The following is a 15,809-nucleotide window of genomic DNA, read 5'->3' on the forward strand; positions in this document are numbered from 1 at the left end:
CTGTTTCATTATTATCAATAAACTCTATAATTCCATTTGATGTTTTACCCTCCTCATCGATATAATTGAAATTAATTTCTACGGAGGGAAATTGTGCCGTGAGCTTTTTTTTCACCATTCTTTATAACCTTAGGGTTGGTTTCTTTTTCAGAAATATGAAGAACCTCAAGTTTTTTAGGCTTAGAAACTTTCAGAATCTGATTTAAAGCTTTAACATCCCTTACAGATAATTTTGTTGTTTTATAATCGGTGGCCAGCGTAATGACAGGAACTTCTGGCATTGCACTTTCAATAGGAACAATTAAAGTAGGGATCCGGATTTTAGATAGCGCCATACTGGTGTTGCTACCTACAATTCCCTTGATACCCGTAGCACCTGTAATCCCCATTACCAAAAATGAAACTTCATGGTATTCTGCATATTTGGTCACCACATTTCGAAGAAAACCCACATCACAGATTGTTTTAACCGGAATGTCTTTATATTCTTCACTCTGAATAAAACTTTCTGTCCATTCCTGAAGAGCCTTTCTTTTTCGCGCATAATAATCCTCGATAAAGACAACATTGTAAATATTATTATTGATTCCCTCTGTGGGATGTATGGCATTTAAAACTGTTATCTCCATTTTTAAAGCTTTAGCAAGGGATAATGCATAAAGCATAGCGTTCCCGGCACTGTGAGAGAAATCGGATGCAACCAGTATTTTTTTTCATTTTTTTTGTTTTTGATGATAATTTGATTAATCTAAAAGGAGACCATGTTAAATTAAATAAACAGGTGAAAGAGTGTAAACAATAACAAAGATAATATTATTGAAACAGGTAAAGTAAGAATCCAGGCCATCCCGATATTTTTCAATGTGCCTGCGTTCAGGTTATTCTTGCCTCCTGATGCTACCATAGATCCGGCAATTCCACTTGACAATACATGGGTGGTACTAACAGGTAGCCCCAAAAATGTACTGATACCGATGGTTGAAGCCGCTACAATTTCACTTGAAGCACCTTGAGCATAATTCAGGTGTTCATTACCAATCTTTTCACCAATGGTTACTGCAATTCTTTTCCAGCCGATCATTGTTCCCAATCCCAATGAAACTGATATGATAATAATAACCCATACCGGTGCAAACTCAGTAAGTTTATTTAATTCAGCTGCCTGATGCATAAGTTGGCTCCTATTCGTATCATCAATGATTATTTTTTTTTTCATCATTGATCATTTTAATGGACTTTACGAGGGTTTCAACCTGTTTTCGGAAGGCATAGGTTCCTTTTTTATCTTTTTCACTTTTATAAGCCAGCTGTTTTTTTACAGCTTCGATCTGTTGACTTATGGAAACCAGTTCATTTCGGTTTTCAATAGATGCATCGGCTATGCCTTGTACGAGCTTTTCTGTATGATTCAGGGTGTAGATGATCCTGTCATTGGGAATATCATGATTGATCGCAAATTTGGCAGGAAGGAATGCAATAAGGATGAGCATAAAAAGACCGACACCCTTTTGCCCGTCGTTGCTTCCATGAAAAAAACTGACCAAAGTACAGGTGGTAATTAAAATGCCCCTGATCACCAAAGGAGGTTTGTCATTTTCTCCTTCCGGGATATGAAACAGTGCTTTATAGCGGAGAACATATTTAAAGAACCACATTATCAGAATAGCCAGTCCAAAACCCACAATAGGAGAAAGGATGAGTGACAGTCCTATTTCTTTTGCCTTTTCCCAGTTGACACCACCTCCATAATACCAGCTAAAACCAAGACCGGCACCAATCAGTGAACCGATGAGGGTATGTGAGCTCGAACAGGGAATACCCAGGTACCAAGTTCCAAGATTCCAGATGATGGATGCAATTAGCACAGCAAGTACCAGGCTTGCCCCGACAGCTATGGGAAGTGTCATAAGCGTGTCCATGGGTACCAGTTTCAGGATTCCCATCGCTACAGCAATCCCACCCGTGAAAACACCGAGAAAATTCCAGAGACCGGACCAGGGGATGGCAATAACGGGCTTAAGGGCTTTGGTATAAATAACTGTGGCAACTGCATTGGCTGTATCATGAAAGCCATTTACAAATTCAAAGACAACTACAGCAAATAAGGATAAAGCAAAAACGATCACTAAGCCTATGGTTAATTCTGATTCTCCAGAAAAAGGCAGGGTAGTGTTTAAAAGCATACAATATTTTTATTTAAGTAAAAAGATATCCGTGCAGTATGCCCCAATGATTGCGTTAAGAATAGATGCCCGGTACTTTTCACTTTAACAAAGAAAAGTGATTTAATTTATCTGTATTTAAACGGATCATTAATAATTTGTTATGCTTTAGGGACCGACTGTTTTAATGTGGTCAATCGGGATCTGGATCGTAATTTATCTGGACTACTTATATATGTATGTCTGGTACCTTAATGGGGATATAAAGCAAAATACCTTTGCGTAGAAGATGGATCCACGAGTTGAATAAAGGATTCAATATAAAAGAAACTAATTAGCTTATTAAATTTAGATTATGAGCAATGTATTAATTATTAACGCCAGTGCAAGAAAAGAACGGTCATTAAGCCGTCATCTTTCAGAGGTATTTACTAAAGAATGGAAAGAAAGGCATCCTGAAGATCATATTGTCTATAGGAATATAGGGCAGGAAAATATTCCACACGTCACGGAAAAATGGATTGCAGCAGCTTTTAAACCTGCCGGAGTGAGAACAGATGAAGATATAGAAACATTACAAGTGAGTAATCAGCTGGTCGCAGAACTGAAAAATGCTGATGTTATCGTATTGGGAACCCCGATGTATAATTGGTCGGTACCCAGCGTGCTAAAAGCATATATAGATCAGGTGGTAAGAGTGAATGAAACGGTTTTGGTAAATAAAAACAAACCAGAAAATCCCTATACGGGCCTATTGATAAATAAGAAGGCTTATCTGTTGATGGTTCGCGGAAATGCAGGGTATGATCCCGGAGAATTTTATGAACATATGGATTTTCAAACTACTTATCTTAAGACTGTACTATGCATAATGGGGATAAAAAACATCAATTGTATGACACTCAATGGAGTAGATTTTGAAGGGAGCTCATTAGAAGCCGCTAACAAAAAAATAAAAACGATGATCTTGAATGAAAATACAATAGCTTAGCCCTGGAACTTCTTCTGTTTTTGTCAATGAATAGTCGGCGGAAACAGAAGTTATACCCTCTGAAAAAATGATTAAGTGCAGATGATTAAGCAAAAGCATCCTTTAGATACTTCTAAAGGATGCTTTTTATTAAAGTTATTGAACCGTATTGATCGGATCGCCTTTCAGCTTTTAACTTAATATTTCACACGGTGCAAAGCATACTACCGATGGACATCTTTTAATTCCCGGAGGAGGGCAGCAATCATTAGAGCAACCTACTGCTCCGCCATTGATATTCTTCAATTGGTCTCTTGTAATTTTTGTGAAATTTTTCATAATAATAAAATTTGGATAAAATTAAAATTAAGGTTGGTTTCCGCCACCGCATCCATCGAATGGCATACATTGCCATTTTCCACCGATTAAGCAGATCTGGCCACCAGGACAGTTAATTCCTCCTTTAATTGTTTTCAAATCCTCTCTTTTGATTTTTTGTAAATTTTTCATAATAAATTAAGTTTAGTTTCGAGTTAAAATTAATCAAATTTCATTTACATCCCAAAGTTATCTGATAAATTTTCAGGTAAAATATGATTTGTCTATTGATTTTACATTGTTTTTATAGATATATAGTAAAAAAAAAATATTTAAGAAATAACAGGAATTCCTGCAAAAAACAGGATCGGCAAAGAAGTCTTTTTACCCAAATAAAATCTTGCCCTATGGCAAGCGAATTTTTCTAATGGCTTAGTAATTTTGGATAAAAGTTTTTTGATCTGTTTGAGAATAAGATCAAAAAAAATAAACCAAATTAAAATATTGCTATGAAAAATCTATTCAAATTTGATACGTTTCGTAAGCCATTGATCATGATTGTTATTATGATGTTAACGGCTTCGCATTTGTACGCACAGAAAATCAAACCGTCAGGAAGTGGGTATGTTCCGGTAGAAGGAACTAAGGTTTACTATGAAGTATACGGAGAGGGCAGACCGGTAGTTTTATTGCATGGTGCTTTTATGACCATTGATATGAATTGGGGACAACTGATCCCTGAATTATCAAAAACCAGGAAAGTGATTGCTATAGAATTGCAGGGACACGGTCATACACCTTATTCGGACAGGAAATTGTCACATGCTACATTAGCAAAGGATGTGGAAAAAGTAATGGATTATCTTAAAGTTGAGAGTGCTGATGTAGTAGGTTATAGTTTTGGAGGTGCCATCGCTTATGAGTTTGCTATCCAGAGTCCAAAGAGATTAAAAAATCTTGTCATCATTTCTGCTACTTATAAAAGCGCGGGTTGGCTACCGGAAATTAATAATGCTTTTAAGGGAATGAAACCGGATGTTTTTAATGGTAGTCCTATGCAAACTGCTTATGATGCTGTAGCTCCTGATAAGACAAAATGGACCAAATTTCTTGAGCAAATGATGGCTTCTGCATCGGAATCTTATAATATGGGAGATGAGAATATCGAAAAAATTACAGCTCCTGTACTGATCATAGCTGGGGATAACGACGGCCTCGATAAAATTGAGCTTGTAAAAACCTATAAATTATTAGGTGGAGGTATTGCAGGAGACTTTGGAGCCTTGCCCAAATCACAATTAGCCATTGTACCGGGGCAAAACCATGTCAGCCTTATGATGCAGACTTCGACCATACTGAATTACCTTAATGCTTTTTTAAAGTAATTTAATTAAAGGATCAGCGTAATAATTTTAATACATCATAAAAAATTAATAAAGTGAGAAAAATAACCGTTTTATCCATGATAACATTGGATGGTATTATGCAGGCTCCCGGAGGACCTGAAGAGGATACCTCCGGAAACTTCAGATATGGAGGGTGGACAGCGTCCTATGGAGATGAGCTTTTTGGAGAGATTATGAAAGAAGAGATGAAGCCTTCAGATTATATTTTAGGAAGGAAAACATTTGAAATTTTTGAATCCTATTGGCCTGAGCATGCAAACTTTTGGCCTGCAATTAATGAAGGGACAAAATATGTCCTGTCTAAAGAGAGGGAGACATCTGATTGGAAAAATACCGTATTCTTAAAAACTTTGGAAGATATCAGAATGCTTAAAAACACAGAAGGATCGGATATTCAGGTATGGGGAAGCAGCGAGCTAATTCACCTGCTGCTTGAAAATGATCTGGTAGATGAACTAAGGCTTAAAATCTATCCGTTGATCCTTGGCAAGGGAAAAAGACTTTTTGATGAGAATGGAATTCCTTCAGCATTTAAATTAACAGAAAATCACGTGACTTCGAAAGGGGTTATGATCGCAGCTTATCAACGTGACGGAGGCGTCGTAACGGGTAATGTTGAAATATAATGACCTTTTTATTGAACTAATTTAACCTAAATATTTAAAAATTATAAATTGTTTATGGCCCAGTTTTCAATTTTTTGGTAATCATCATGCTCTTTTCGTACAGTATGAATATACAGATGGAAAAGAGTATAATGGATACGGTAGCATTGTAGCCGTTCTTCTATATGCTCAAAATTGATATACCCGGGTTTCATATTCAGCCAGATCGAAAGAAAATCAGGACCAGTATCCCTTATCCAGGGTTCATTCATATGCAGTAAATCATAAAGCGGGTCGCCAAGCATCATTTCGGCCCAATCCAGAACAGCGGTTACTTTTCGGTTTCCGTCCAGTAAAAGATTATCAAACCCGAAGTCTCCATGAAGGATATATTTTTCATTGGGCAGATAAGGGAAAAAGCTTTTCATTTTTTCGATAAGATGTGTGAAAAGCTGTCTGTTAAGCCATGAGGTCTGGGCAAGATGTTGCCAGCTTGCAGTCGTTTTGCTATTATAAAATGATAAGAGAAAATGCTGCCAGCTTGGAAACATACCTTTTCCATGGGCATCGGTAAAGCCCCAACCGCTGAGGTTCGTGGTATCACTCAGGTGGATATTTTCCAATTGCCGGATGATTATTTTTGCAAGCTCTGTTTGCGAATAATGATCAAGATGGTCCATGATCTCATCGGAAGGATCACCATTTGCCTTTCTTGAAATACAGTAGTATTCATTATCATGATAATTTCCGTATTCCAAAACTTCAGGAATAGGAATTTTCGTATTATTCAGATGTATAAAAGCCCAATGGTCTTTCATAAAATCCTGTACATGATTGCCTGTTCTGATAATGTGTTGCTGCCCTTCAGCAGTAAAACTATATGCCTTAGACCACCATCCTTCAGCAATAAATTGGAGGTTAAAGATCTTTCCAAATTTTTTGGTTAAAAAATTTTCCATACTTCAATTTTTCAAGCATTAATTTACAAATTAAAAACAGCTGGACCTAACTAAAAAAGGCCACTCAATAGAGTGGCCTCTTCATTTTAGAAAATTATGGTATAATAAGTCCTGGACTAAACGTTGACCGTTTTCCATTTACCTCTTTTGAAAAAGATAAATGTCGTAATTGCGATGGCCGTTTCCGCAACCGGTATTGCGATAAAGACACCGGTTGATCCCATGCCTACGTGTTTGGTAAGGATATAGGCCAATGGGATCTGAAGAAACCAGAAGCCAAAGAAATTGATCCATGTCGGGGTTTTTGTGTCACCGGCTCCGTTAAGGGCATTCATCATTACCATACCAATGCCGTAAAAGACAAAAGCGGTACTCATAATCCACATAGCCTTTTGGGCAACTTCTTTGATCTGGATATCATTGGTGAAAAATGAAACCAGCCAATCTCCAAAAAAGAGAAATAATATGGTGACAATGATCATGAAGATGACATTGTATTTTACAGTAGCCAGGACAGAATCTTCAGCGCGCTGAAATTGTTTGGCTCCAAGGTTTTGCCCTACCAGGGTAGCGGCAGCATTACTCATACCCCAGGCTGGCAGCATAAAGAACATCATCAATCGCAATGCGGTCTGATAACCGGCAGATCCATGATCACCACCCGTGGTTGCTACCAGCTCAGCAAGAAATATCCAGCTGCATGACCCGATAACAAACTGAAGTATACCAGGAGTTGCAATCCCAACCAATGATTTTATTACCGGCCAGTCAATACGAAAATGATGAAGCTTGATTTTTAGCTGATGCTTTCCGTTAAACAGGCAAAATAGCTGGTAAACCACTCCCATTGACCGTCCGATAACCGTTGCCATAGCCGCTCCTGTTAGTCCGAATGCAGGGATGATACCCCAGCCGTTAATGAATATAGGACACAGAATGATATTGCAGATATTGGCAATCCATAAGCTCCGCATGGCAATGGCAGCGTTTCCTGCACCACGAAATATACCATTGATCAGGAATAATAGCATTATGACAAGGCTGCTTCCCATCATGATCCGGGTAAAGTTTACTCCCGCATCAACGGTTTCCTTGCTTGCTCCCATGATCCGTAAAATATCCCCGGCATAGATCATCCCCGCGATGCTTAAGACAAGGGTTACGGCAAAAGCCACGATAATAGCCTGCATACCGGCATGTGCTGCTGCATCAGGATCTTTTTCTCCCACCCGTCGTGAAACCACCGCTGTGGCTGCCATACTCATACCAATTGCGATAGAATACATTACCGTAAGTACAGATTCCGTTAAGCCCACTGTTTGTATGGCATAGCTGCTGTTTTCGAGATGCCCTACAAAATAAAGATCTACCAGTGCAAATACCGATTCCATGATCATTTCAAGCATCATGGGAATGGCGAGTAAAATAACAGCTTTATTAATATTACCGGTCGTATAATCCATTTCGGTACCCAGTAATGATTGTTTCAACAATGTGAAATAGCGCAAACCCTTCGATGGGGTTTTCTTATGATATGACATAAATGTAAAATTAAAAGTAAGTAATAGTAATATGGAACGGAGAGGCTTCGTTCTTTAAAGTGTTCTTATGTTTTAAGCCCGGTGATTAACCAATGATTACACTGGTGAGGGCTACTATCACTTTCATATGCAGTAGTAATTGAATCGCAAATATAATTATTTTTTAATTGCAAGTGACTAATAAGATGAAAAAAAATCAGACAAATAATAAATCCGGACTTATATAATATGTTTATTTATATTACTTTAGTTCTTATGACGTATAGTTTTTTGTCTGACTTATTGATATAGAAAGAGAATATTACAAGGTATTAAAATATTTTTAATCGTGTTGTAGATGCACCCGTTAGGAACGATCAATGCTTTTACAGGACTGGTTCTGGCAATACTTATAATATTTTCCGATACAAAGCTTTTACTAGAAGAGGCCTGGTTGTCACTTCCTAAAATGATCAATTCCACAGAAGGCAGGTCTTTGAGAAGATCGTTGATGTTTATTGATCCGTTTCATCCAATAGGATATCGAATATTAATATCTATATTATCAGTGTTGCTTAATAGAACAATTCCTGATTTTTTTCAGGAACTAATGCAAGCATACTTCGATAGCCTATGTCACCACTGTCTAATTTTAATATTTAAATTAGGAGATATCCTTCAACATATGAATAGTTGTTGCATAATGCCCGGAATCTCCTATGGAACTGTGTAAATGTTTGTATTCCAATTTCTCATACATTGATATTGCTCCTTTAAAAACCTCAAAAGATTCTAAATAAAGTTGCTTATAACCTGCTTTTTTTGCTCTCCTTTCTATCATTTTTAGCAAATATTGTCCAACACCATTTCCTCTCAATTGATTGGAAAGATAAAATTTAACAATCTCTGCGCATGCAGAAGGCAACCCTATGGTAGGATAGAAGCCACATCCACCTAAAACTACATCATTAGATTCTACTATCCAATATTCTGCGTTTACATCTTGAAAAAGCTGATATAATTGGTTTGTTCTGGGATCATCATATACACTTCCTTCTTGAGGAGCGTTGAACTCTTCAAAAACTGTACGAATAATATCTGCTAAGGCTTTATTGTCTTTTTCTTCAATAGGTCGGATAATAACAGGATCTATAACTGCATGATGATCTCTGTGATGAAGTAGAGAATCAATCGTGTTCATACTCCGAATGACCGTTTTCAGATTTTGCTCGGAAAGATCTGAAAATAAATTTTCTATTTGAATGTCTGAATCACGGTTGATCTTTTCATAAGTGCTGCGTCCTAAATCTGTAAGACTAATCACGCTGGAACGGTTGTCTTCTCCTGATTTTTTTCTAATAGTCAGTCCCAATTTTTCAAAACGTTTAAGGATGCGGCTTAGAAAACCTTTATCCAATCCCAGAGTAGCAGCTACTTCAGTAGGTCTTACATCAGCATTGAAATAAATCTCACGCATAACCCTGACTTCCGAAATACCCAGGTCTCCATCAAGAATACCCTTGTTGAGTAATCCCAGTACCTGTGTATAATACCTGTTGAAGGCTCTTATTTGTTCAATATAATGTTGTTTCATGATGTAAATATACATCAATAGTTGACTTTGTCAACTATTTTACATCAAAAATACATTATGTTATTTTAGTTTGCTTATTTTCTGTTGTTTATAATCTGATTAAGCCAGCTTTTGAAAATAAAAGATAGAATATAGAAGTTATTTTAATATCAAAACAGGTTGATTTACATTTTGGTAAATTCCTTCAGAAATACTTCTGCTTGCCAGATAATAAAGGAAACTATGTCTTCCCGGTAGCGCAATAATCAGATCCGTTCTATTTGATGAGGCAAAAGTCAGAATTCCGTTGATAATATTTTCGTCGTAATAATAATGAATAGTACTCGGAATCTTGGTTAAATATTGGTGGATGTACTTTTCCAGGTCTCTCTTTTTATCTTCATTATCATCGATCCCTTTTCTTGTGTTGATATTGAGAAACATAAGGCGAACATCCATCTGCTCGATGATGGACTTGTGGTGAAACAGCCGGTCTAATTTTGTTATGCTGTTTATATCACAGGGTATTAAAATATTTTTAATCGTGCTGTAGGTGTAACCGTTAGGAACGATCAACGCTTTTACAGGACTGGTTCTGGCAATACTTATAATATTTTCAGACACAAAGCTGTTACCGGAAGAAGCCTGGTCGTCACTTCCTAAAATGATCAGTTCTACAGAAGGCTGGTCTTTCAGCAGTTCATTGATGCTTCTCGTAAGCGTCCATTCGCTTACCGCTTTTAGAACAGTTACTTCAGGTGATTTTTCAGTGATGATACCTGTTAATTTACTAAGGAGTAATTCTGTACTTTTAATGAGGCTGTTTACATTTTCTTCATTCACAAGCAGATGACCTTCGGCTATGTGGAGATAGTCAAATTCAGATTCCTGTGACGTTTTTAAAAGAATAATATGTGTGTATTGATATTGTGTGGCCCATTCTGCAGCAAGTTTTACGGCATTTTCGGTAGTTGATGTGAAGTCAACAGGTACAAGTATTGTTCTCATATCAGTAAATTTAAACTCAGTTATTCAAGATTTGTTGTCATTTTTTTTTACCAGGAAAAGAGCATCCTGTATTTTCTCTATACCAAGGTTGCCGGCTGCTTTTTCATACAGTTCCAGTGCCCACGGATAAACAATTTCTACAATTTCCTTTCCCTTTGCGGTAAGGAATATCTGTTTATTCCTTCGGTCATTGCTGTATTCTATTCTTTCAACCAATTCCCGTTTTACAAGATTGTTGATCAGGTAGGTAACACTTGATTTGTCTTTGCTTATTTTATTGCTTATCTCCTGCTGATTGATCCCGTCATTCCGGGATAAAACTCCAAGGATCTCTATAAGCTCAAAAGAAAGATCCGGATCATACTCGTTGATTCTGGTCTGGATTTTCTGTCGCAAACGGCTTTTCATTTCACTCATTGCCAAACCAAGCTCCAGAGCTAATTCTGATATGTTGTTTTCTGTGACGGGCATATGATGAATATTAACGTATAGTGGAGGTTTGATCAATCGCTGTTGTATAACAAATATACTTAAAATTAGTTTGAATTAAAACTAATTTTTCAAAAAAATGAAAGATTTTTTTTCTGTTGTTTACTTATTTAAGAAGAATATTTTCTTATTATTGAATTAAATTATAGGGAAAACTTGATTTTTACACGGAATGTAAGAAATGAGTGTTCGTATTTTTCTTATGTTAAAATCAAAATAATGCAATATTTACAAAAGATATTTCTCATTTCTGTTTTGTTTTCGTCAATGCTATTTTGTCAGAATTACAGTGTTTCAACAACGGCATTACCGGGAAAGGATTTTCCGAAGCTGGATTTTGAAAAGAAGGCTCAGTTCCGGGTGTATTTTCCGTATGCTCAATCTGTAACTTTAGAGGGTGGGGATGGTATGAAAAATATAAAATCTACCGCCTCAAAAGATAAAGACGGTTTTTGGAATATTTCAACAAGTCCTCTTGAAATTGGATTTCATTATTACTGGCTGAACGTGGATGGAAAACGGGTCAATGATCCGGATACTCAGCTGTACTTTGGCTACGGTCAGCCGACCAGCGGGATCGAAGTTCCTTCAGGGGAAGATTTTTTCTTTGAGAAGAATGTAAAACATGGACAGATTATAGAGGATGGTTTTAATTCAAGAATAACAAAAGGTAAGCGAAATTTTAAGGTTTATCTTCCTCCGGGATACGGATCAGAGAAACTACCGGTATTGTATCTATACCACGGAACAGGAGAAGATATAACGGGTTGGGAAAGACAGGGGCATATTGCCTGGATTCTTGATAATCTTCTGGCAGAAAGAAAAGTAGAGAAAATGATTGTCGTAATGGATTACGGAGTGGCATTAAATTCGGAAGAAGAAAAACTAGCGGATAATTCTTCCAAAACAGTCATTTCATCCCGAAATCTGGATAAGATTTTTATCGAGGAGCTGGTTCCCTATGTAGAAAAAAAGTATAAAACCAATGGTAAAAAAGCGATTGCCGGACTTTCCCGTGGAAGCTATCAGGCGATGCTGATAGGGGTAAGTCATCCTGAAATGTTTACAGCCATCGGGTCATTCAGTCCTGTAATTTATGGAGGAACTGAAGATGAGCCTTTTAAGGAGCTGCCGGTTGATCATCTTTTAAAGTCACGGAAAAAGCCTTATTTCTTTGTCGGGATCGGGGAAAAAGAAGAAGCACGATTCTTTGGATTCAATAAGATTCTGCATGATTTCTTTACTCAGAATAATTACCCCTATACTTCATACAGATCCGCGGGAACCTATCACGAATGGCTTACCTGGAGAAGATGCCTTTATGAGTTTGTACAACACATTTTTAGATAACTTTATATTAAAAATCCCCGGCCTTGGCCGGGGATACACCATAACTAAAAACTAAGAATGCATGCCCAGATACTTTAAATAAGCATCAAGGACAGGTTTGTTGAATACAGGTTCTTTAATGTCTGAGTCTTTGAGGAACTCCTTTACATTCGAACAGTCCCAAATGTAAGTATGCTGGTAAAGTTCCACAGTAGACAGGCCTTCATGCATATTATCTTTAAACAGACTTGTTAATGGATACAATCTGTTTTTGGTATTATTTTCCCAATGCTTACGCCATTCTTTATAGGGAAGGGGAGTAAGTTCATAAGGGTAATTCTTTTTGAGCAGGCCAAAGAAATCCTCCAGCGTCAGATTAGTTTCAGGGCTGGCAATCAGATTGAATTTCTTGCCGATTGCATTTTTATTTTTCGTGATATGGGCCATTGACCGGGTCATGTAGTCTACGGTGATCAGGCCTTCTCTAAGTTCTGTTAATGCAGGGTAAGATTTAAACTCTATACAGTTTTTTACCAGTCCGGACCACCACTGATAAGGTGCGCTCGCTCCGGATTTACTGTGACACATCGCATATCCCAAACGATACGTAATCAGCGGGAGACCTTCCCGGGCTGCAAGATCCGCTATAGCTTCCATTACATATTTGCTTCGCACATAGCCAATATCTTTACTTACCGACATGATATTCTGTTCTATGTCGTCAGATTCCAGCATGATCTTTTTTCCGGTAAATAGATGTCCCCAGCTATAAACTGAAATTGTAGATAAAAGAGCCAGGCACTTTGTTCTTTCTGTTCCTGCCAGACGTATAATTTCCCTTATTCCATCTACATTGGGTGCTTTCATATAAGAATAAGGCTCAATAAAATTGACGGAACTTCCGGAATGATATATCACATCAATAACAGTGGCAAGCAGATCGAATTTTTCTTCAGATAAACCCAAAGAAGGTTTTGCCAGATCACCTAAAACCGGAATAATCCTTGATCTCTGCGAGTGATTTTGCGGGATATGAAACTGAATAAAGCACTGGTTGATTTTTTCCATGGCATGAAATTCATCCTGTGCTCTTACCAGGCAGTATATATCTGCATCCGTTGTATCTAAAAGCTCCTGAAGAAGATGGATTCCTACAAACCCTGTGGCGCCTGTGAGAAATATGGCAGATGGATTTTCCAGTTTTTCTGGATCAAAATTATCCTCGAATCGGGTGCCGGGATTCAGGTAGACGTCCTGTTGTAATTCAACATAAGGTTCTACGTCTTCAGAAGGAATTGCTTCTCTTGCCTCGTGAGCACGTGCTATAAGCACATCGCTGAGTTTTTTCAGAACAGGGTATTGATAAATATCGCGCAGATATACTTTTATATTTAATTTTTCCTGTAAAGCTACCGCAACAACAGCAACCAGAAGCGAATTTCCTCCGATATCAAAGAAATTATCAGTGATATTGATAACCGGAAGTTCCAGTTCTGATGACCAGATATCAGCTATTATTTTCTCGGTTTCATTTGTTGGCGGTTCGTGTGAGATAAGTTCCTTTGCCTCTTTTTTTGCAAGGCTGCTTAAGAGGTCCGTATTGGTTTTTCCATTCGCGGTCAATGGTATTTTGTCGATACAGATGATCTGGGCGGGGATCATATATCCGGGTAATTCTTCTTTGAGAAAATTCCTGATTTGCTGGATATCCTTTGATGTTCCGGGTTTTAAAACAATAAAGGCGACAAGATATTTGTTATTCCCTGAAGTATTTTTTGTGATTACTACAGCTTCTTGTATTCCTTCCAGTCGATCGAATGTGCGTTCTATTTCTCCCAATTCTATTCGGAATCCTCTTATTTTTACCTGATTATCCATTCTTCCCAGAAACTGGATTTCTCCATCGGAGGACCATCGGGCAAGGTCTCCCGTTCGGTATAGTTTTTCAGTTTCCATAAAAGGATTAATAATGAATTTTGAAGCTGTGAGTTCCTCATTGTTTAAATATCCTTTAGCCAGTAAGGTGCCGCCTATGTATAATTCTCCGGTTGCTCCTATGGGTAATAGTTCCATTTGATTTCCCAATATGTAAGCTTTAGCATTTGCTATAGGCCTGCCAATGGAAGAAACATATTTTCCGTGAAGATCTTTAACCTTCTTAAAAGTAGCATATACGGTACATTCTGTAGGACCGTAATAATCGATAAGTTCATAGTTTAGTCCATCGGTGAGTACAGGCTTTAGTTTTTCACCTCCTGTAAAAAGATATTCCAGCTGAAGATCATTATGATTTCTGGTGTGTGCCACGACTGCCGGAACCAAAACAGTAGGGGCAAAACCGTGGGTAATTTTGTTTTTCTGATAAAAGCTGGCCAGGGCGGAAGCTTCAGTTCTCTCTTCGCTGTCCGCTATAAAAAGGGTCGCTCCGGAAGTCAATGCCGACCAGGTTTCCCATACCGATATGTCGAATGCCAAACCGGCCACCAGGCTGAGATGAGAAGTGGGGGTGACATTAAAATAAACATTATGCCAGGTTACCAGGTGCTGGATACTTTCATGAGTGATCATTACTCCTTTAGGGTTGCCTGTGGAGCCGGAGGTGTAAATGATATAAGCAAGAGTGTTGTGATGAATGATCACCTCCGGATGCTGAATGGAAGAATCAGTGAGGTCATCCTTATGGTTAAGATAAAAGATCTGGAAGTTTGGGTCTTTAGATAAATTTTGAGAGAGGATCTGATTCGTGATTATAATTTCCGCTTTAGTATCATTCAGAATATACTCTACGCGTCTTACCGGATAGGCAGGATCTATAGGAACATAAGCAGCACCTGTTTTTAATATTCCAAGAATTGCAATGACCCATTCCAGGGAGCGGTCCAGCCACACAGGGATGTACATTCCTTCTGTAATCCCTTTTGCAATGAGTGTATTGGCGATCTGGTTGCTTTTTTCATCCAACTCACGGTAGGTTATATGCTGATCCTGATAAACAGCAGCCACGTTATCCGGATGTAGGGAAACTTGTTTGAGAAATAATGAAACCAATGTTTGTTCCTTTTTGTATTCCCAATTTGTTTTATTGAACTCGTACAAAATTTTGTTCCTTTCTTCTGAGGACAAAGGAAGGATAGTGTTGATTCGGGTTTGTGATGTTAAGTTTGTGTTTGGCATATTAGTTTTTTTTGATTTGGTTGTATGTTGTAATGTTTATGGCATGGTTGTTATTTTGGGTTATAAAATTTAGAATAAACGAAATGTGAAATTTTTTTTCATGGAGTCATATTTTTTTATGTTTTAGTTTTATTTGTTAAATTTCATGAAGTATCTGTTAATGTTTTATTCATAATTGATTTATTTTAATGATTAGTCAATAAATTTAAGATTATAAATTGAAGGTACTGCATAGTAAGTGTTAAATTTTCACCATAAAGAGATTTAAATTAAACGACTGTCTACTAATGAGACAG

The 15,809-nt window shown here is 37.5% G+C and carries 16 protein-coding genes; 4 read left to right on the forward strand and 12 right to left on the reverse strand.

Annotation, left to right across the window (positions count from 1 at the left end):
* Positions 1-71: 71 nt before the first annotated feature.
* The 3 genes from ACJ5H0_RS00540 to ACJ5H0_RS00550 form a co-directional block, all read right to left on the reverse strand.
* Complete coding sequence (locus tag ACJ5H0_RS00540) at positions 72-707, reverse strand: universal stress protein (RefSeq protein WP_411248031.1); 636 nt, start codon at positions 705-707, stop codon at positions 72-74.
* Positions 708-769: 62 nt separating this feature from the next.
* Complete coding sequence (locus ACJ5H0_RS00545; RefSeq protein ID WP_411246718.1) at positions 770-1,216, reverse strand: inorganic phosphate transporter; 447 nt, start codon at positions 1,214-1,216, stop codon at positions 770-772.
* The gene (locus ACJ5H0_RS00550; RefSeq protein ID WP_411246719.1) at positions 1,194-2,183 is read right to left on the reverse strand and encodes an inorganic phosphate transporter; all 990 of its coding nucleotides are present in this window, start codon (positions 2,181-2,183) and stop codon (positions 1,194-1,196) included. Before ACJ5H0_RS00550 ends, ACJ5H0_RS00545 begins: the two co-directional genes overlap by 23 nt.
* Positions 2,184-2,517: 334 nt before the next feature.
* On the opposite strand from ACJ5H0_RS00550, the gene ACJ5H0_RS00555 reads away from it, so the two are divergent.
* Positions 2,518-3,153 carry an FMN-dependent NADH-azoreductase gene (locus ACJ5H0_RS00555; protein WP_411246720.1) on the forward strand — a complete coding sequence of 212 codons (636 nt, stop codon included), beginning with the start codon at positions 2,518-2,520 and terminating at the stop codon, positions 3,151-3,153.
* Positions 3,154-3,324: 171 nt separating this feature from the next.
* On the opposite strand, the gene ACJ5H0_RS00560 is transcribed toward ACJ5H0_RS00555, so the two are convergent.
* Both ACJ5H0_RS00560 and ACJ5H0_RS00565 read right to left on the reverse strand, forming a co-directional pair.
* Positions 3,325-3,471, reverse strand: a complete 147-nt coding sequence (locus ACJ5H0_RS00560) for a bacteriocin-like protein (RefSeq protein WP_172278248.1) — start codon at positions 3,469-3,471, stop codon at positions 3,325-3,327.
* Positions 3,472-3,498: 27 nt separating this feature from the next.
* On the reverse strand, positions 3,499-3,642 hold the full coding sequence (locus tag ACJ5H0_RS00565; protein ID WP_172278250.1) for a bacteriocin-like protein: 144 nt from the start codon (positions 3,640-3,642) through the stop codon (positions 3,499-3,501).
* A 317-nt stretch (positions 3,643-3,959) separates the two neighbouring features.
* On the opposite strand from ACJ5H0_RS00565, the gene ACJ5H0_RS00570 reads away from it, so the two are divergent.
* Together ACJ5H0_RS00570 and ACJ5H0_RS00575 are read left to right on the forward strand one after the other, a co-directional pair.
* Positions 3,960-4,835 carry an alpha/beta fold hydrolase gene (locus ACJ5H0_RS00570; RefSeq protein ID WP_411246721.1) on the forward strand — a complete coding sequence of 292 codons (876 nt, stop codon included), beginning with the start codon at positions 3,960-3,962 and terminating at the stop codon, positions 4,833-4,835.
* Positions 4,836-4,888: 53 nt separating this feature from the next.
* Entirely contained in the window at positions 4,889-5,482 is a 594-nt protein-coding gene (locus tag ACJ5H0_RS00575) for a dihydrofolate reductase family protein (RefSeq protein WP_411246722.1), read from the forward strand.
* 41 nt (positions 5,483-5,523) lie between these two features.
* On the opposite strand, the gene ACJ5H0_RS00580 is transcribed toward ACJ5H0_RS00575, so the two are convergent.
* The 6 genes from ACJ5H0_RS00580 to ACJ5H0_RS00605 all read right to left on the reverse strand — a co-directional run bounded on the left by ACJ5H0_RS00580 (position 5,524) and on the right by ACJ5H0_RS00605 (position 10,992).
* Complete coding sequence (locus ACJ5H0_RS00580) at positions 5,524-6,420, reverse strand: aminoglycoside phosphotransferase family protein (RefSeq protein ID WP_411246723.1); 897 nt, start codon at positions 6,418-6,420, stop codon at positions 5,524-5,526.
* Positions 6,421-6,536: 116 nt separating this feature from the next.
* Positions 6,537-7,961, reverse strand: a complete 1,425-nt coding sequence (locus ACJ5H0_RS00585; protein ID WP_411246724.1) for an MATE family efflux transporter — start codon at positions 7,959-7,961, stop codon at positions 6,537-6,539.
* A gap of 279 nt (positions 7,962-8,240) precedes the next feature.
* Positions 8,241-8,423 carry a hypothetical protein gene (locus ACJ5H0_RS00590; RefSeq protein WP_411246725.1) on the reverse strand — a complete coding sequence of 61 codons (183 nt, stop codon included), beginning with the start codon at positions 8,421-8,423 and terminating at the stop codon, positions 8,241-8,243.
* 181 nt (positions 8,424-8,604) lie between these two features.
* The gene (locus ACJ5H0_RS00595) at positions 8,605-9,534 is read right to left on the reverse strand and encodes a bifunctional helix-turn-helix transcriptional regulator/GNAT family N-acetyltransferase (RefSeq protein WP_411246726.1); all 930 of its coding nucleotides are present in this window, start codon (positions 9,532-9,534) and stop codon (positions 8,605-8,607) included.
* Positions 9,535-9,672: 138 nt separating this feature from the next.
* Positions 9,673-10,521 (reverse strand): universal stress protein, encoded by an 849-nt coding sequence (locus ACJ5H0_RS00600; protein ID WP_411246727.1) that lies wholly within the window; start codon positions 10,519-10,521, stop codon positions 9,673-9,675.
* Between the two features lie 24 nt (positions 10,522-10,545).
* On the reverse strand, positions 10,546-10,992 hold the full coding sequence (locus ACJ5H0_RS00605; RefSeq protein WP_411246728.1) for a MarR family winged helix-turn-helix transcriptional regulator: 447 nt from the start codon (positions 10,990-10,992) through the stop codon (positions 10,546-10,548).
* Between the two features lie 237 nt (positions 10,993-11,229).
* On the opposite strand from ACJ5H0_RS00605, the gene ACJ5H0_RS00610 reads away from it, so the two are divergent.
* Positions 11,230-12,360 (forward strand): alpha/beta hydrolase-fold protein, encoded by a 1,131-nt coding sequence (locus tag ACJ5H0_RS00610; protein ID WP_411246729.1) that lies wholly within the window; start codon positions 11,230-11,232, stop codon positions 12,358-12,360.
* A gap of 51 nt (positions 12,361-12,411) precedes the next feature.
* On the opposite strand, the gene ACJ5H0_RS00615 is transcribed toward ACJ5H0_RS00610, so the two are convergent.
* Entirely contained in the window at positions 12,412-15,513 is a 3,102-nt protein-coding gene (locus ACJ5H0_RS00615) for a non-ribosomal peptide synthetase family protein (RefSeq protein ID WP_411246730.1), read from the reverse strand.
* Between the last annotated feature and the right edge of the window lie 296 nt (positions 15,514-15,809).

The organism is Chryseobacterium proteolyticum, assembly GCF_046591535.1.
Classification (GTDB): domain Bacteria; phylum Bacteroidota; class Bacteroidia; order Flavobacteriales; family Weeksellaceae; genus Chryseobacterium; species Chryseobacterium proteolyticum.